The organism is Marinomonas alcarazii, assembly GCF_003208215.1.
Lineage (GTDB): Bacteria > Pseudomonadota > Gammaproteobacteria > Pseudomonadales > Marinomonadaceae > Marinomonas > Marinomonas alcarazii.
The window spans coordinates 137237-154233 of the sequence record NZ_QKLW01000003.1; the positions used below are offsets into that span (position 1 = coordinate 137237).

The following is a 16997-nucleotide window of genomic DNA, read 5'->3' on the forward strand; positions in this document are numbered from 1 at the left end:
GATGATCGCCATAGTATTTATGGACTTGATGTAAGTTAACGAGAGACATTGAATTTTTTCTCCAGATGCTTGCTGTACAAAGACAGTGGATAACAGAGCACGAAATAGATCAGTGCGACTAGAGTGAATATTTTGAACGGCTCGAAGGTTGCATTATTGAGCATGGTGCCGACTTTAGTCAGTTCGACAAAACCAATTACCGAGGCCTGGTTAAAAATGACATGCTGTTTGCTCTCAGAATCGATCAAGTGATACGAGCTACAAAAGATTAATCCGCTCAAAAACCACTAAACAGGGTGAAAAGTAAGCGTCAGGGGAATAGCACCTTAATTTAGCTTTTTCCATCCTACATAGTTGTGACTTTTGGAGTGTTGCACTTCTGAGTTGAATTCGCACCTTATCACCCTATAAAAAAAATTAATATTCTATTTAAAAATAGAATTTTTCTTATTTTTCATTAGCTCTTAGGATTGGTCGACTTTAATTAAACCAAGGAGTTATCATGAAAACACCATATCCTTATGTAAAGGGTTTTAAATTTTTAAAAGGTGAGGACTTATTATCTGATCATCAACTAGAACTTAATGAAATTTCAGAGTTTCGAAATTTTTTCGATGGTAATGTAAAGTCAGACCCTTATTCTCCAGTAAGAACTCGCGGTATGTTAAAAATAGAATATGACTATATTAGTCGAGAACTTACCAAGTCCGAGGTACAAAGCTACTTTGCATCAGGAAAAGCAAATGACTTAAATGGTGGTATGAGTCGTACTTTTAATATTATCGACGAGTCATTACTAAACAACACTACGTTTAGGGCTATTTTCAGTCAGCACGAGCCACTAATTAGAGAGTACTGTGAAGTTAACGATGTTCAAACTGCGAACATCAGCATCCACTTCATTCGTTATCAGGCGAAAGAAGGTGAAGCATCTTACAGTTCTCCAGTTTGGTTGCACCAAGATGACGAGCCTTTGGTATTCATTCATCTGATCCAATTAACCGAGAATGCTCTTGGTGCTGACAACGTGATTTCAGGTTTCGATGACCTCCCTACTAACGTTATTCGTTTAACGAACTTCATGGATTGTTTAATTGTTGATCCAACTTTGAAGCATGCCGTTACTCCTACTGGTTCAGTTAAAGGAACAGCACGTCGCGATACTATGCTTATCAACTTGGAAAATTTAAGTCAACAAGTATACGGTAGCTATTAATATGAACTACTCTAACGATACCTTAGGCCGTTGTTATATGTTTATAGCAATGTTTATATCTGGGACCATTGGCTACTTTGCCTTGGAATCACAGCAAGCATCAGAGAATATTGTGTTTGCTCGTTGTGTCATTGGTACAATTTTCTTAACCCTGTATGTATTTATTTTTAAAAAATACCCGTCCGCTAAAGATATTACTTTGAAAACTTGTATCGGATTACTGGTTGGCGGGGTGACTCTAGTTTTCAATTGGTTGTTTTTGTTCAAGTCCTACATTGAGCTCTCTATGGGGTTGACCACGGTGATTTATAACACTCAGCCTTTTATTTTGATCATTCTAGGGTCAGTCTTGTTGAAGGAACGGCTGAAACTAGAACACTTCATGCTTGTGGCAGTCTCATTTATCGGTCTCACAACTATTGTATTAGGTGGGGATATACAACAAAACGATATCAAAATAACAGGTGTGGTCAACGCTATGATAGCTGCAACGTTATATGCGCTATCTACCATTTACACGAAGAAAATAAGTAATCTCACTCCGACATTTATTGCCTTGTGTCATTTATTAATAGGCTGCTTCGTATTTGCGAGCTTTTTCGACATAGATGATTTCAATTTACATATTGATAATGTTCATAATTTGATTGTTTTAGGGCTAGTTCACACAGGCTTCATGTACATTTTCCTTTATGGGGCTTATGAAAAGTCAAATGTCTCTAGTCTCGCAATTATGTCTTTTATCTATCCTTTAGTTGCTCTGATTATTGATGTTTTAGCCTATAATCTTGTTTTAACCGAGACTGAGATCTCTGGCGTTTTTATCATCCTGTTATCATTAATTATTTACAATTCATTAAATTATTTAAAAGCGAAAAGGAAATTGAAAAATGCTTGAATGGATTACTGGCAAAAAGGTTGAAATAATATTTAACGAAAAAATTTTTACAGGTAGTACAAAAAAGACCGTACTTCAGTCTGCAATAGAGAACAAAATTCCTATTAGATACAATTGTGGTTCAGGTGTGTGTGGTCAATGTGCTATCACTCTTAATTCAGGTGAAGTAAAAAGTAATAATAAAATATTGCTAGCGTGTCAATGTTACCCAGATAGTAATATAAATATAAGTCAGAAGGTATAATTATGTCCAAGATAAAAAACTGGGGAATAGTTACACCTTCCCAATCCCAGAAAATAAGAAATTCGTACGAAAAAAGTTTATTCCCAAGCCGTTTTTCATCTTGGCTTACCGGTAAAGCACACTCAGAAAAGAGGTTGAACACCATTTTTAGTTGGTGGAGCTACTTATGTGTAGTGTTGGCTGCTTTTTTCATGGGGTTAGCTTGCCTCATTTATTCGCAACTCATTACGGTACAACTCGCTGGTACTCTATTAGTTCTCTTTTCATCTCGACGTCTTGCCGCCGTGGTTATTCATCAGGCTGTGCACCACCGTTTGTCAGGCAATGAAATGATAGACATGTTGATTGGTGAATTCTGTGCGATAATAACTTTCAGTCAAGACTTTAAAAGTTATAAGGTGGATCATTGTAAACTTCACCATTCTCCAGAGACTTTCGCCACGAAAAGCGACCCGATCTTAATTTTTTTAGAAACATGTGGTTTAACTCATGGCATGAGTAAGTCTGACCTCATTTTAGGTTTATGGTCTTGCATATTTTCTCCATTCTTTCATTTTAAGTTCATGGTAAAACGTGCGATTCACAATTTGAATTTCAAGCGTCCAGTTCGATTGCTATTTTTTGGAGTCTATTACGCACTGCTAGTTTTCGAAATGTATAGTCAGAACAACATTAGTGGTGCATTACTGCTGTTTTTGGGACTAATTTTGCTTTATCAGATTTCCGCATTTGTTGAAATATGTAGCGAACATCTATGGTTTGGCAATACAGAGGAGCGCCGCAATACAGAATATTTTTACGCTGATATTTCTTGGGGACGTTTCTGTGGATTGCCTTATCCGGCGGTGAGAAACAACGTGCCGACATGGTACTTAGTTAACCTGTTTTATCATCTCCCCGTTCGTCTATTTATCTTGGTTGGTGACTTACCACAACATGACTTTCATCATCGACATCCCATCGTTGTTAACTGGACTAATGCGATAGAATTGCGCAATGAAGCAATAGGTACAATTGTCGAAAATGAACCTCGGTATTTGGAAGTTTGGGGTCTTCACAACGCCATTGGCATAGTGTTCGAACAACTTTCCCAAAAGCAATCCTTTGTGAACCAATGCACAATTAACGCAGATTAGAGGTGACCATGATTACTGACGTTTCAACTAGGATACTAAATAAAATTGTAAAGTCTCCAGTGTTTGATTATCTGCCCCCAACACCACTCGATTACATGCACAAGTTGTCTCAAAGTTGTTCTAATGATGTGTACATCAAGCGAGAGGACTTACAACCGATTAACTCATTCAAGATTAGGGGCGCTTATCAAAAAATAATGTCTCTGACACTAAATCAACTGAATCTTGGAGTTGTAGCTGCTTCAGCGGGGAATCATGCACAAGGCGTGGCCAAGGTATGCAAGGAATTGGGGGCTAACGCGACGATTGTGATGCCCGAAGTGACACCTAAAATTAAAGTCGATGCAGTCAGGGCGTATGGTGCTCATGTCGTACTAACAGGAGTTAACTATGATGATGCCTATGACTATGCTATCAAATTGGCAAATACCCATAACATGACATTGGTTCACCCATTCGACGATATTGAAGTCATCTACGGTCAAGGCACTATTGGAGTCGAGTTACTTAATCAAATCGACGAACTCGATTACTTGTTTGTCCAAGTCGGCGGTGGAGGACTGCTATCTGGATTGCTGCTAGTCATGCGTGCGTTAAGTCCTAATACAAAGGTCATCGCGGTAGAACCTGAAGGGGCACAGACCCTTGGTGAATCTCTAAAGAAGAAGCAAGTAACCAAACTCGATGCTGTGTGTACGTTTTCCGACGGTGTTGCCGTGAGGCAGATTGGTAATTTGCCCTACAACATTTGTAGCGGAGAAATTGACGGTCATGTTGCTGTGGCGAATGATGAAGTCTGTTCTGCAATTCAACAGATCCATGAGGACACCCGAGCAATGGCGGAGTGCAGTGGCGCAGTTGGTTTGGCTGGTGCCAACAAATATCTCCGTGAGAACGGTTTGGAAGGAAAAAATGTCGCTGTTATCCTGTCTGGCAGCAACATTAACTTTCAAAAATTAGAATATGTTGCTCAACGCTATAATTTGGGGCAGATGAGAGAGAAACTACTTCATATTGTTTTGCCCGAGCGTAAGGGGGAGCTAATTAAGCTACTGTCTCACATTAACGATGTAAATATCACAGAGATTAAATATAGAAAATCAAAATACGATATACGTGCCAATATAATTTTGAGTTTTAGTTCCAACGACAGCGAACTGCTTGAATCTAAGGTAGACATACTTGCATCCGCTGGATATACAATTACGGATCTTACCAAGTCCGATATCGGAAAGTCACATCTACGGTTTATGATTGGTGACTCTAAGTTTGGCTCTACGGTAGAGACAGAGCGTTTCTACAGACTTGAATTTCCAGAAAAACAGGGCCAGCTTTTGTCAACTCTCAATCGTATCTACATTGATGTTGAGATTACTGCTCTCAATTATCGCCAAAATGGTCAACATGAATGCAGTCTACTTCTTGGTGTGGATTCGTCCTCAGAGCCTGATTATTCTAACTTTAAGGACGGTGAGTCATATAAAATACAGCTCATCGACTTCGGGCTGTAATTAACTAGTTTTTTAAGAAAAGATAATCTTTAATCCGTCGGCAAGTTCATTTGTACTGATGTCTTGCTGACCTATCAGGTAAATATCAATGTCCCAAAGCATTGGGAAACCCTCTTTAGCTCCTAGTATAGTCAGTTCATCATCGTACATAGTATCTAGGATTATTCCTACACCGAGTCCCGACTTGATAGCTTCTATGTTTTGATACCACGAGAAAGACTTGTACGCAATCTTATAAGGTATTTTCAGCATAGCCAAAGCATGTTCAAGACAAACACTAGGTATACAGCCCTCATGAAATGACACTAAAGGTAGATACTCTAGTAGTTCAAGATTAACTCTCTTATTGTTTACCCAAATGAGTTTGGAAGTATATAGATAACGACCACCGTTAACTTCAGAGGATTCACTATTTACTTTTAGTTTTTTGTGGAGATAAAAGTCTAAATTACCATTTACATAATTTCGTGCGTGGTTTTCATTCTTGTCAACTATTAATGATACTGTTGAATCGTTATAAAACTCATTGAAATAGCTATTAATTTGCAGCATTTTGTTTGTGGATAGGTCATCTGGGATTCCGACACGAATTACTCTATCCGTTGGGAGATGTAATGAATTAACTCGTTTTAGTATATCAACAGCTTTGATGTAGATGTTCTCAGCCCCATCCGCCCTGACAAGATTTTTCCCCAGCCGTCTGTTGAATACCTCAACTCCTATTGTCTCTTCAAATTTTTGTAAGGTGATTGTCACGGCAGATTGGGTTTTCGCAAGTCTTTGAGCTGCACCAGTGATATTTAGCGTTTCGTATACACATACAAAACAACGCAGTTGCTCCAACGAAACCCCACTTTTTCGCAAGAAAGAACGTTCCATAAAATACATCCATTATTTTTTACAATTTTCTAGGGATTGCATACATAAAGCAACCTAAAGTTAGATCTTTTTCTAGGTCTGTTGATACTGGTTATGTTCAGTTAATCTATTTGATCTCTGAATATCGAGGTTTAGGCTTAGGCACTGAACTGCAAAAATTTATCCGCACTCAATTGAGAGATGAAGGTTGTAGCAAAGCAATGCTTTGTGTCAGTAGGGCTAACGAGACTGCTTTGCATCACTATAAACGCTCAGGTTGGGAGTATTTATTCCCTAATCCAAAAGGTAAAAACATGGATTTTTACCAAATAGATTTGTAGGAAATGGGTAACTACAGTCAAGGCATTCTGACGTATTTGCCAGCGTTATAATGATGCCTTGACTGTATTCCATTCTTGATTCCTGAAATGTTAAAGCACGGCCCCGATAAATTGTTTCAATTCATCTGTCTGCGGGTTGGACAAGAGGGTTTTTGAATCGCCTTGTTCCCAGACTTTGCCTTGGTGCATAAAGACAACTCGGCTACCGACGTCGCGGGCGAAGTTCATTTCATGGGTCACCAGTACCAAGGTGATGCCTTCTTTAGCTAATTGTTCGAGTACTTTTAATACTTCGCCAACCAGCTCAGGGTCGAGTGCTGAGGTGATTTCGTCACACAGCAACACCTTAGGCGACATGGCTAAGGCGCGGGCGATGGCGACACGTTGTTGCTGACCGCCAGAAAGTTTTTCTGGGAAGCTGTCGAATTTCTCTGCCAGTCCTACTTTCTCTAACATGGCGCGAGCGGTGGCTTCGGCTTCGGCTTTGCTTTTTTTCAACACAATAGTTGGTGCAAGCATGACGTTTTCGCCCACTGTCATGTGCGGGAATAGGTTGAAGTTTTGGAAGATCATACCGACGCTAAGCGCAAGACGACGCATCTGAATGTCGTCTGTGGTGACTTCTTTACCGTCAACAGTAATGCCGCCTTGTTGGTATTGCTCTAAGCCATTGATGCAGCGCAGTAGAGTACTTTTACCTGAGCCACTTTTGCCGATGATAGACACGACTTCGCCCGCTTTGATGTCTAGATCAATGCCTTTGAGCACATGGTGATCGCCATAGTATTTATGGACTTGATGTAAGTTAACGAGAGACATTGAATTTTTTCTCCAGATGCTTGCTGTACAAAGACAGTGGATAACAGAGCACGAAATAGATCAGTGCGACTAGAGTGAATATTTTGAACGGCTCGAAGGTTGCATTATTGAGCATGGTGCCGACTTTTGTCAGTTCGACAAAACCAATGACCGATGCCAATGCAGTACCTTTAATGACTTGCACTGAAAAGCCAACTGTTGGTGCAGTCGCCACGCGAATAGCCTGTGGCAAGATAATGAAACGCAAGGTTTGTAAAAAACTTAACCCCAAACAGCGGCTGGCTTCCCATTGTCCTTTAGGCAGCGTGTCGATACAGCCGCGCCAGATCTCTACCAAGAAGGCACTGGTGAAAAACGTTAGTGACAAAATGGCCGCGCCCCAAGCGGATATTTCATAACCCAGCATGGATAAGCCAAAGAAGCACAAGAACATTTGCATCAGCAATGGCGTGCCTTGAAAGAGTTCCACATACACTTTTACGATGCGCTGTATTGTAGGGTTACGTGTCAAACGTAAAGCGGTTAATGTCAGTGCGACGGTTGTGCCACCAATAAAGGCTGCTAGTGATAATAAAATCGTCCATTGTGTCGCAAACAATAGATTGCGCAGAATGTCGTAGTTAGAAAATTCGATCATTGAGTTTCCCTCATTTCGCTTTTCATCGAGAACCGTTTAATTGGCTGTACGATAAGCAAATAGGCGTTTACCTAAGGCATTAAAAGCAAACCTCAGCAGAATAGACAAACCAAGGTACATCAAGGCGGTAACGAAATAGCTTTCAAAGGCACGGAAGTTACGTGATTGCACAAGGTTGGCGGCGTAGGTTAAGTCTTGCACCGAAATTTGAGAGATAACGGCAGAACCTAGCATCACAATGATGCATTGGCTGGTAAGAGCTGGATAAATTTTTTCAAATGCCGGAATGAAGATCACGCGGGTCAGTGTTTGACGAAAGTTAAGTCCCAACACTTTAGCGGCTTCCATTTGACCTTTTGAAATACTGGCAAGGCCTGCGCGAATGATTTCAGCACTGTACGCGCCAAGGTTAATCGTCAGTGCGATCATGCTGGCTTGCCATGGCGACAACATCATGCCAAGAGCAGGTAGGCCAAAGAAGATAAAAAAGAGCTGAACAATAAATGGCGTGTTACGGATAAGTTCCACATAGACACTGACAACTCGTTGACTCGCTCGGTTGCCGTATTGGCGTACGGTCGCGCAGACCGTACCCAATGCCACTCCCAAGATCGTCGTCAGTACAGTCAGCTCAACGGTGGTTTTTAAGCCGCTGAGAAACACGTCACTGTATTGCAGCAGATCAGAGAAATACAACATATCGAAACCCTTATGCGCCGAAGCCTTTAGGTAGTGGTGCTTTTAACCATTTCATTGAAATGTCGTTTAGTTCACCAGATGCCAAGGCGCCTTTTATCAGCTCGTTCACTTTGGCTTGTAATGCTGTTTCGCCTTTTGCCATACCAATGTAGCAAGGAGAATCTTTCAGCATGAACTTATTTTCTGGCGCGCGTTTTGGCTGACGTTTTGCAATTTCAGCGGCGACCAAGTTGCCTGTGGCGATTAAGTTCACTTGACCGGATAGGTAAGCGGTTAGCGTGGTGTTGTTGTCTTCAAAGCGACGTACGTTAACGGATTTAGGGGCGTTTTTCTCAAGTTCTAAATCTTCTACTGAACCTCGGGTAACGCCAACGGTTTTGTCGGCTAGCTCGTCAATTTTTGTCACGGCTACGTCTTTAGAACCAAATACGCCTAGGAAGAAAGGTGCGTAAGGCGTTGAAAAATCGATGGCTTTTTCGCGCTCTGGGTTTTTACCAAGGCTAGAAATAACCAAGTCTACTTTTTTTGTTTGTAAGTAAGGGATGCGGTTTGCACTCGTCACTGGGACAATTTCAACTTTCACGCCCATTTCTGTCGCGATGTAATTAGCCATATCCACATCGATACCTTGAGGTTTTAAATCGGTGCCAATGGAACCAAATGGCGGAAAGTCTTGAGGCACGGCGATACGGATAAGATTACGATCTTTGATATCTTGTAGTACATCAGCGCTTGCGCTTAGTGCACTGAAGCTGGCCGCAATGATTAAAGTTTTGCTAAGCAGTTTTGTTAATCTGTTCATGGTTGGGGGATTCCTGTTTCATTTGGTTGAATGCCTGAAACACAATTTGCAACACCCATGCCAACATGAAACAAAAGTTTCTTAACTATTGATTTATGTAACAAAACACTTCAAAGAGGACTTAAAGCGCTCATCATCAAGCTCGATCATCAAAAGGGTTTGCTATGAAATGGGGAGGATTGGCTTTAATTTATGCGCCAATATAGGGCGATGATGATTTTTTGGTGCGTCATCATTGTTTCTTGCTGTTAAAGCGTACAACGAGGCCTCAAAGCACTAATCTAAGTTGGCAGCTTAACGATAATCGATTACCGTAGAGCAAAATATTCCCCGAATAGAGGTTAACACGTGGCTACAAAGCAGGATGTGCTATCCCTGATCGAGCAGACCTACCCGACTCTGTCTCCATCAGCGCGATCCATAGCGAATTACTTACAACAGAATCCCTTGGCGATTGTGAGTCAAACGTCGGCCGAGATTGCGGATAACACCAACACGTCAAAAGCGACCGTGAGCCGTTTCTTTCGTCAACTTGGCTACGATTCTCAGCAAGGCGCGAAGCAGGCGCAATTGGCATTACGCGAAAGCGGCGTGCCGATTTTTACCCAAGGCTCATCTTTGGATCAAACGTCTCAAGAGCTAAAAAACTTATCCCTGACCTTTGAAGGCTTGCGACCAGACACTCTGAATGAGATCAGCGAACGCTTAGCGAACGCGAGTCGAGTGACCTTAATTGGCTTTCGTAATGCGTATCCCTTGGCGTTGCATTTTCGTCAGCAACTGCAACAAGTGCGTCATTCTGTGCGTTTATTGCCACAACCAGGTCAAACATTAGGGGAAGACCTTCACGATATTCTCGACGATGAAGTAATTGTCTTGCTCGGCTTTAGACGTCGCACTCGTCAGTTCAAGCAGATCGTAGAAGCGTTGAAAGGCCGACATACCATTTTGATCACCGACCCAACAGGGCAGGTTTATAACCAACAAGTGTCCCATGTGTTGCTTTGTCACCTTGGAAACGAAAGCCCGTTCGACAGTTACGCCGCACCGATGAGTTTGATCTCTATGTTGTGTAATCGTGTGTTTGGTGTATTGGGTGATGCAGCTAGCCGTCAGACGCAGGCGATTTCGGCCTTGTATGAAGATTTGGATGAATTGGAGCCTTAACGATTAAGACTACTGTGCTCGTGACGTCGTATTTTGTGACGTTGAAGTTTTATTTCTAAGAGAAAATACACCCACACTGTTTGCGACACATTTGCAGAAAAAATAGAATTCTTTTTTGTTTCAGTTGACAGAGTGGTGAAACGATTGTTTCATATGTTCTACACAAGCGGAGGACATATGAAACATTTCATCGTACAAAATCCTTTTATCTCCCCTAAAGAGCTTAACCTGAGTGAAACGGCTTGGAACGACAGTTCATCGGCTAATCCTACTTTGCCGTTAAATGGTTTACGCTTGGCTGTGAAAGACTTGTTTCATATGGCTGGGCTGCCCACTTCCGCAGGCAATCCGACTTGGCTTGCCACTCATCCTATTCCAGCAAAAACCGCTTCTAGCGTTGTTGCTTTGTTGAATAACGGTGCCATTTTCAGTGGCAAAACCATTACGGATGAGTTGGCTTATAGCCTCAATGGTCAAAATATTCATTACGGAACACCCTCAAATCCGGTGACACCAAATCGTCTCCCAGGCGGGTCGTCATCGGGTTCGGCGGTGGCTGTGTCATCCGACCTTGCTGACATCGGACTGGGGACGGATACAGGCGGATCGATTCGTGTGCCAGCAAGCTACAATGGTTTGTTCGGACTGCGTCCGACTCATGGCGTTATTCCAGTCGATAACATGGTCTCCCTTGCGCCGTCTTTTGATACGGTTGGCTGGCTTACCAGAGACCTATTTACCTTAGAAAGAACGGCTAACACTTTACTGAAAAATAAACCGCCTAAAGAATTTAATAACGTATTGATTGCTAAGAATTTAATTGATCAAGTCGCGCATGTTGATGAGTTAAAAACGCAGTTAAAAGCGTGGCGCGAACAAGGTCTTTTGCCTAGCGAATCTTCTATTGTAATCGATACCAAAGCATGGAAAACCAGCGAGACATTTCGCACCCTACAAGGCGCAGAAATCTGGCAGCAACATGGCAAATGGATTAACAGCTTAGACAGTCTTGAAGGTGTATTTGCGCCAGATATTCAGTCACGTTTCGAGTGGTGCCAAACTATTTCTGAGGCGGAAGTGGCTACTGCGAAACAGCAAAGACAGCGCTTTAGTAATTGGCTAGAAAATGAAATAGAAGGGGCGGTGCTTATTATTCCCACCACGCCAGGCTTAGCCCCGCAATTTGACGCGGCCGATGAAGAGCTTGCGGCTTATCGCAATCAGCTGATGGATATTACTGCCATTGCTGGATTGGCAGGCCTTCCACAGTTGCATTTACCAGTTTGTACTTTACATGGTGCGCCGTGTGGCTTGTCTTTGGTGAGTTCAAAAGGCACTGATTTGGCATTAATTGAATTCGCAAAACGCTTAATGGAGTAGTCTGTCATGGATGCTGTGAAAAAAAATGAAATCGCCTTTACCGCTCCGCATTTTAAAGTCACAGAAACAGGGCGAAAAATCCTCGAGCAAGGCGGCACCGCGATAGAAGCCATGGTTGCGGCGGCGGCAACGATTGCTGTGGTTTATCCCCATATGAATGGCTTGGGTGGCGATGGTTTCTGGTTGATTAGCGAGCCCGGCAAAGCACCGATTGGCATCGATGCTTCTGGTAAAGCGGCGCAATTGGCGACACTGGATTTTTATAAAGGCTATGACAGCATTCCAGCACGAAATGGCAAAGCGGCTGTTACTATGGCCGGTGCAGTAGCGGGTTGGCAAGAGGCCTTAGCTGTGAGTCAAGAATGGCAAGCCAACTTACCTTTATCGACCCTACTGAGCGACGCTATTGAGCTGGCGAAAAACGGCAGTAAGGTGACTAAAACTTATGTGGATGCCAGTAAAAAAACACAGCTAGATTTGCTGAGTGTGCAAGGGTTTGCGGACTGTTTTTTAAAGAATGGTGGCATTTATGAGCAGGGCGAAAATTTAACCTTACCGGCGCTTGCACACACCTTGGAGCAACTTGCTGACAACGGCTTAAACGATTTTTATCAAGGTGATATTGCCGCGCGCTTGGCGAAAGACTTGGCGATGGCAGAATCACCGATTCGCTTAGCCGATTTCCATTCGTACCAAGCGAAACGCGTGACTCCTTTGCAGGTCAAAACCAGCGTTGGCACTTTGTATAACTTACCTGCACCAACGCAAGGTATCGCGTCTTTATTGATTCTGGCTCTGTACGACAGACTTTATACGCAAGGTAAAACCGCGACAGACATGGCGCATTTGTTAATCGAATGCACCAAACAAGCCTTTATTGCCCGTAATCAATTTGTCACTGACGAGTCCCGTTTAGCAATGGACCTGTCGTCTTTACTGGATGATGAGCAACTGGAAAAAATGTGTCACGAGATTGCGTTAGAGCGTGCGCAACCTTGGCCTCATCAAGCTAAGCATGGCGACACCATTTGGATGGGGGCATGCGACAGTGAAGGCCGCATGGTCAGCTATATTCAAAGCTTATATTGGGAATTTGGCAGCGGTGTGGTGAGTCCTTCCACAGGTATTGTGTGGAACAACCGCGGCTCATCTTTTTCTTTGGAAAAAGACTCTTTGCAAGAGCTTGGGCCCAACCTAAAGCCTTTCCATACTTTGAATCCTGCTTTTGCAGAATTAAGCGATGGTCGTCGTATGAGCTACGGCACCATGGGGGGCGAAGGCCAGCCACAGACGCAAGCCGCTTTGTTTAGCCGTTATGTTTATCATCAGATGCCGTTGGATCAGGCCATTAGCGAGGGTCGTTGGTTGCTTGGTAGGACGTGGGGCGATGTTAGCCATAATTTAAAAGTCGAGCGTGACTTTGCTGATATTGCCGCTGATGAATTGGCGGCGCGTGGACACGATTTGGTGATCGTTGACGCGCAAAATGAATTAATGGGTCATGCTGGCGCAGTGGTTCTTCATCCCGAAGGACAGACCAATGCTGCAACCGATCCGCGCAGTGATGGTTCAGCCATCTTTGGTGATTTTATCAAGTAACGTGATTATCGAGCTTTAGATTATCGAGTACTATGTTCGATTAGTACTACGATGGTCTGGTAACACCTTGATCTAGTAATACTTTTTTGTGGTTATTTTACTTAGGAGCAAACAGAAAAATGTCATTCATAATGGAAAATTATTCCATGATTCTCGCCATGATGGCCACGGGTGTGGTTGGCGGGATTTTAGCGGGTTTACTGGGCGTTGGCGGCGGCATCGTTATCGTACCTGTGTTGTTTTTCTTGTATCAAGGATTGGGAGTCAGTGCGGATACGGCCATGCTGGTGGCGACAGCAACGTCACTAGCAACGATTATTCCTACGTCGATTAGTTCGATTCGTGCCCATAAAGCCAAAGGCAACGTGGACTTTGATTTGTTGAAGCGTTGGGGCTTTTTCATCTTCGTAGGCGTGATGCTGGGTAGCTTTGTCGTAACGCGAGTTGATGGCCAATGGCTGACTTTGCTGTTCGGTATTATCGCAACTTTGTCTGCGCTAAATATGCTGCTGGGTAAAAAAGACAGCATGTTTAAATCCCTACCAGGTAATGCTGGTCAAAGTGTGATGGGCACGTGTGTTGGCTTTTTTAGCTCAATGGTTGGTATCGGTGGCGGTACGCTAACTGTTCCTATGCTGACTTTTTGTAACTATCCTGCGCACCGCGCTGTGGGCACCGCAGCAGCAGTTGGTTTGATTATTTCATTGCCAGCGGCCTTGACCATGTTGATCTTCGGACAAAGCCCGATTGACTCGCCTTACGGTACTGTCGGTTTGGTTAACTTGATTGGCGCAGCGTGCATCATTCCATTAACGGTATTATTCGCGCCTGTTGGTGCGGCATTAGCACACCGTTTAGATGCGGCCAAGTTGAAGAAAGTCTTCGCGGTTGTGTTGATTTTCACTGGCATCAAAATGCTTTATCAGGTTTTAGGTTAGGAGATTATTATGCAGCCGCTTTCATTGCCACCAAGATTATTAATGGGTCCAGGGCCAATTAACTGTTACCCACGAGTATTGTCGGCTATGTCGACTCAGCTTGTGGGGCAATACGATCCGACCATGACGAATTACATGAATGAAGTCATGGAATTGTATCGTCGTGTTTTTAATACCCAGAATCAGCAAACTTTTTTGATCGATGGTACGTCTCGTGCGGGCATTGAAGCGGCACTTGTGTCTTGTCTAGAACCTGGCGATAAAGTGTTAATTCCTATCTTTGGTCGTTTTGGTCACTTGTTGGCAGAGATTGCCGAGCGTGCGGATGCCGAAGTGCATACCATCGAAGTGCCTTGGGGTGAAGTCTTTGACCCGCAGCAAATTGAAGATGCGATCAAAAAGGTTCAGCCAAAATTATTGGCAATAGTGCAGGGCGATACGTCAACCACCATGTTCCAACCGCTGGAAGAATTGGGCGACATTTGTCGCGCTCACGATGTGTTGTTTTACACCGATGCGACGGCGTCTATCGGTGGTAATCCGTTGGAAGTCGATGCATGGAAAATCGACGCGGTTTCGGTTGGTCTGCAAAAATGTCTTGGTGGCCCATCAGGCAGCGCGCCAATTACCTTGAGCGACCGCTTTGTGTCTTGTGTGCGCAAAAGAGCCCATGTGGAAGCGGGGATTCGTGATGCTCATCACCAAGGGGCGTCTGGCATGCGTATTCGGTCGAACTATTTTGATTTGCCAATGATCATGGATTATTGGGGCGAAGAGCGTCTGAACCACCATACGGAAGCGGCGACCATGCTGTTTGGCTCTCGTGAGTGCGCCATTCAGTTATTGACCGAAGGTCAGGATGCAGTTATCGAACGCCATAAGTTGGCAGGCAATGCCATGTTGCAAGGCGTTCTAGCTATGGGGCTGAAGCCATTTGGTGATTTGAAGCACAAGATGACTAACGTGGTAGGGATTCATATTCCAGAAAAGGTTGATGGCGAGCAAGTGCGTCATGACTTGCTAAATATTTTTAACATCGAAATCGGCACCAGCTTTGGCCCATTAAAAGGCAAGGTGTGGCGCATTGGCACCATGGGTTACAACGCTCGCCAAGACGCTGTTTTGCATACCTTGCAGTCGCTTGAAACCGTATTGCGACGTGCAGGTTTTGTGTTGCCTGCAGGCGCTGCCGTGGATGCGGCTATGTCGGTTTACGCAGGAGAAAAATAATGACAGATTACGGCAAACTCGCTCAGTTGGTCATGGACCGCTGTGACGAACTTGGCAAAATCAGTCAAAGCGACGATTGCCTAGATCGTCGTTATCTCACCAAGGAGCATAAACAAGCCAACGGACTGGTGGGCGGCTGGATGCAAGAAGCTGGTATGCAAACATGGCAGGATGAAGCGGGCAATTTATGGGGACGCTGGCAAGCCGCTGATCCTGATGCACCGCGATTCATTATGGGCAGCCATTTGGATACGGTACCAAACGGTGGTCAATACGACGGCATGCTCGGCGTTATCACACCAGTGACCTTGATCGGAGCGATGCAAGCCGCGGGTGTTCGTTTGCCGTTTCACTTAGATGTAGTGGGCTTCGGCGACGAAGAAGGTACGCGTTTTAGCTCTACCTTGCTTGGCAGTCGGGCTTTAACAGGTCAATGGCCTGCAAGCTGGGCCGATGTGAAAGACAGCGATGGCATCAGTTTATCGCAAGCACTTAAAGATTTTGGATCGGACTTCGCGAACATTCCCAATGCGGCCATCGCAACCGACAACTTACTGGGTTACCTTGAACTGCACATTGAGCAAGGGCCAGTTTTAGAAGATTTAGATTTGCCCGTCGGCGTGGTCAGTGCCATTGCTGGGGCAAAACGCTTTGAATTTAATATCACCGGCATGGCAGGACACGCGGGCACAGTGCCAATGAATCTGCGCCAAGATGCCCTTTGCGCCAGTAGTGAGATGATTCTTGCAGTGGAAAAAGTCGCACAGAATCACGGTATTGTTGCGACGGTTGGACGCATTCAGAATCGACCCAATGGCGTGAATGTCATTTCTGGCAACACCGGCTTTTCCCTTGATATTCGCAGTGAGTTCGATGACAAGCGTGATGTCGCGCTCGATGAAATTTTGCAAGAGTTAGACGCTATTGCTGCCCGTCGAAATGTGCGTATAGATCGAAAAGCAACCCATGCTGCTAACGCCGTGCATTGTGATGCCAAGCTGCAAAGCGTGCTTCGCAATGCGATACAAACACAAAATATTCCCGTGCATACTTTGTTTTCAGGCGCGGGACATGACGCCATGGCGATTGCGGATATTTGCCCTGTGGCGATGTTGTTCATGCGTTGCGAAAAAGGCATTAGCCATCATCCAGCGGAAGCGATTGATACGCCCGATGTAGCCGTAACATTGGCTGTACTTCACGAGGCCTTACAGAATTTAGCCTAAAGTTTTTGTGGTTAGCTACTCATCATAACGCCTCGCTCCCCGAGCAGGCTCGAAGAATCGCTCTGGCGTTATGCAGAGTAGCTGATTGTGTGTGGCGTAACGCCTCGCTCCCCGATTGGACGTGAAGTTGGCTCCCCAGTATAACGTTTCGCTCCCCGAGCAAGCTCGAAGAATCGCTTTCACGTTATGCTGGGAAGCTAGCCTTCTTAGGTATGACTTAGCGGAGCGGACTAGAAGAATCGCTCTAGCATGATTCTGGGTGCAGTTGGTGATGGGCGGTTGAAGAATCGCTTTGG

18 protein-coding genes and 1 pseudogene are annotated in these 16997 nt (G+C 44.2%); 12 read left to right on the top strand and 7 right to left on the bottom strand.

The window, feature by feature from the left end:
• Positions 1-35: 35 nt before the first annotated feature.
• A pseudogene (locus DFP75_RS18735) lies at positions 36-206 on the bottom strand (amino acid ABC transporter permease); the annotation flags it as partial.
• 296 nt (positions 207-502) lie between these two features.
• Between DFP75_RS18735 and DFP75_RS08855 the strand changes: the two are divergent.
• Genes DFP75_RS08855 through ilvA form a run of 5 tightly spaced genes read left to right on the top strand, consistent with a single transcriptional unit; the run spans position 503 to position 5005 of the window.
• The gene (locus tag DFP75_RS08855) at positions 503-1216 is read left to right on the top strand and encodes a 2OG-Fe dioxygenase family protein (RefSeq protein ID WP_110574722.1); all 714 of its coding nucleotides are present in this window, start codon (positions 503-505) and stop codon (positions 1214-1216) included.
• A 1-nt stretch (position 1217) separates the two neighbouring features.
• Complete coding sequence (locus tag DFP75_RS08860; RefSeq protein WP_110574724.1) at positions 1218-2114, top strand: DMT family transporter; 897 nt, start codon at positions 1218-1220, stop codon at positions 2112-2114.
• Positions 2107-2358: a 2Fe-2S iron-sulfur cluster-binding protein gene (locus tag DFP75_RS08865; protein ID WP_110574725.1), complete on the top strand. Its 252-nt coding sequence runs from the start codon at positions 2107-2109 to the stop codon at positions 2356-2358. Before DFP75_RS08860 ends, DFP75_RS08865 begins: the two co-directional genes overlap by 8 nt.
• A gap of 2 nt (positions 2359-2360) precedes the next feature.
• The gene (locus tag DFP75_RS08870) at positions 2361-3494 is read left to right on the top strand and encodes a hypothetical protein (RefSeq protein ID WP_146219954.1); all 1134 of its coding nucleotides are present in this window, start codon (positions 2361-2363) and stop codon (positions 3492-3494) included.
• Between the two features lie 8 nt (positions 3495-3502).
• Entirely contained in the window at positions 3503-5005 is a 1503-nt protein-coding gene (gene ilvA / locus DFP75_RS08875; RefSeq protein WP_110574729.1) for a threonine ammonia-lyase, biosynthetic, read from the top strand.
• Between the two features lie 12 nt (positions 5006-5017).
• Here the strand turns inward: ilvA and DFP75_RS08880 are convergent, their stop codons facing one another.
• On the bottom strand, positions 5018-5884 hold the full coding sequence (locus DFP75_RS08880; protein WP_181417013.1) for a LysR family transcriptional regulator: 867 nt from the start codon (positions 5882-5884) through the stop codon (positions 5018-5020).
• A gap of 44 nt (positions 5885-5928) precedes the next feature.
• On the opposite strand from DFP75_RS08880, the gene DFP75_RS18785 reads away from it, so the two are divergent.
• Complete coding sequence (locus DFP75_RS18785) at positions 5929-6204, top strand: GNAT family N-acetyltransferase (protein WP_425451218.1); 276 nt, start codon at positions 5929-5931, stop codon at positions 6202-6204.
• A gap of 90 nt (positions 6205-6294) precedes the next feature.
• Here the strand turns inward: DFP75_RS18785 and DFP75_RS08890 are convergent, their stop codons facing one another.
• Genes DFP75_RS08890 through DFP75_RS08905 form a run of 4 tightly spaced genes read right to left on the bottom strand, consistent with a single transcriptional unit; the run spans position 6295 to position 9161 of the window.
• The gene (locus tag DFP75_RS08890) at positions 6295-7023 is read right to left on the bottom strand and encodes an amino acid ABC transporter ATP-binding protein (RefSeq protein ID WP_110574735.1); all 729 of its coding nucleotides are present in this window, start codon (positions 7021-7023) and stop codon (positions 6295-6297) included.
• A complete protein-coding gene (locus DFP75_RS08895; protein ID WP_110574738.1) occupies positions 7010-7660 on the bottom strand; it encodes an amino acid ABC transporter permease in 651 nt (216 codons plus the stop codon). Before DFP75_RS08895 ends, DFP75_RS08890 begins: the two co-directional genes overlap by 14 nt.
• A 36-nt stretch (positions 7661-7696) precedes the next feature.
• A complete protein-coding gene (locus tag DFP75_RS08900) occupies positions 7697-8359 on the bottom strand; it encodes an amino acid ABC transporter permease (protein ID WP_110574740.1) in 663 nt (220 codons plus the stop codon).
• 10 nt (positions 8360-8369) lie between these two features.
• Positions 8370-9161, bottom strand: coding sequence for a transporter substrate-binding domain-containing protein (locus DFP75_RS08905; protein WP_110574742.1), 792 nt, complete (start codon positions 9159-9161; stop codon positions 8370-8372).
• 348 nt (positions 9162-9509) lie between these two features.
• Here DFP75_RS08905 and DFP75_RS08910 point away from each other — a divergent pair, with 348 nt between their 5' ends.
• The 6 genes from DFP75_RS08910 (at position 9510) to DFP75_RS08935 (ending at position 16701) form a co-directional block, all read left to right on the top strand.
• Positions 9510-10328 (top strand): MurR/RpiR family transcriptional regulator, encoded by an 819-nt coding sequence (locus DFP75_RS08910; protein ID WP_110574743.1) that lies wholly within the window; start codon positions 9510-9512, stop codon positions 10326-10328.
• Positions 10329-10505: 177 nt separating this feature from the next.
• Positions 10506-11708, top strand: a complete 1203-nt coding sequence (locus DFP75_RS08915) for an amidase (protein ID WP_110574745.1) — start codon at positions 10506-10508, stop codon at positions 11706-11708.
• A gap of 6 nt (positions 11709-11714) precedes the next feature.
• Positions 11715-13307 (top strand): gamma-glutamyltransferase family protein, encoded by a 1593-nt coding sequence (locus DFP75_RS08920; RefSeq protein ID WP_110574747.1) that lies wholly within the window; start codon positions 11715-11717, stop codon positions 13305-13307.
• A 119-nt stretch (positions 13308-13426) separates the two neighbouring features.
• Positions 13427-14245, top strand: a complete 819-nt coding sequence (locus tag DFP75_RS08925; protein WP_110574749.1) for a sulfite exporter TauE/SafE family protein — start codon at positions 13427-13429, stop codon at positions 14243-14245.
• Between the two features lie 9 nt (positions 14246-14254).
• Entirely contained in the window at positions 14255-15475 is a 1221-nt protein-coding gene (locus tag DFP75_RS08930; RefSeq protein ID WP_110574751.1) for a pyridoxal-phosphate-dependent aminotransferase family protein, read from the top strand.
• Positions 15475-16701, top strand: coding sequence for an allantoate amidohydrolase (locus tag DFP75_RS08935; protein WP_110574753.1), 1227 nt, complete (start codon positions 15475-15477; stop codon positions 16699-16701). Before DFP75_RS08930 ends, DFP75_RS08935 begins: the two co-directional genes overlap by 1 nt.
• A gap of 22 nt (positions 16702-16723) precedes the next feature.
• On the opposite strand, the gene DFP75_RS18790 is transcribed toward DFP75_RS08935, so the two are convergent.
• Positions 16724-16864 carry a hypothetical protein gene (locus DFP75_RS18790; RefSeq protein ID WP_110574755.1) on the bottom strand — a complete coding sequence of 47 codons (141 nt, stop codon included), beginning with the start codon at positions 16862-16864 and terminating at the stop codon, positions 16724-16726.
• Positions 16865-16997 lie beyond the last annotated feature (133 nt).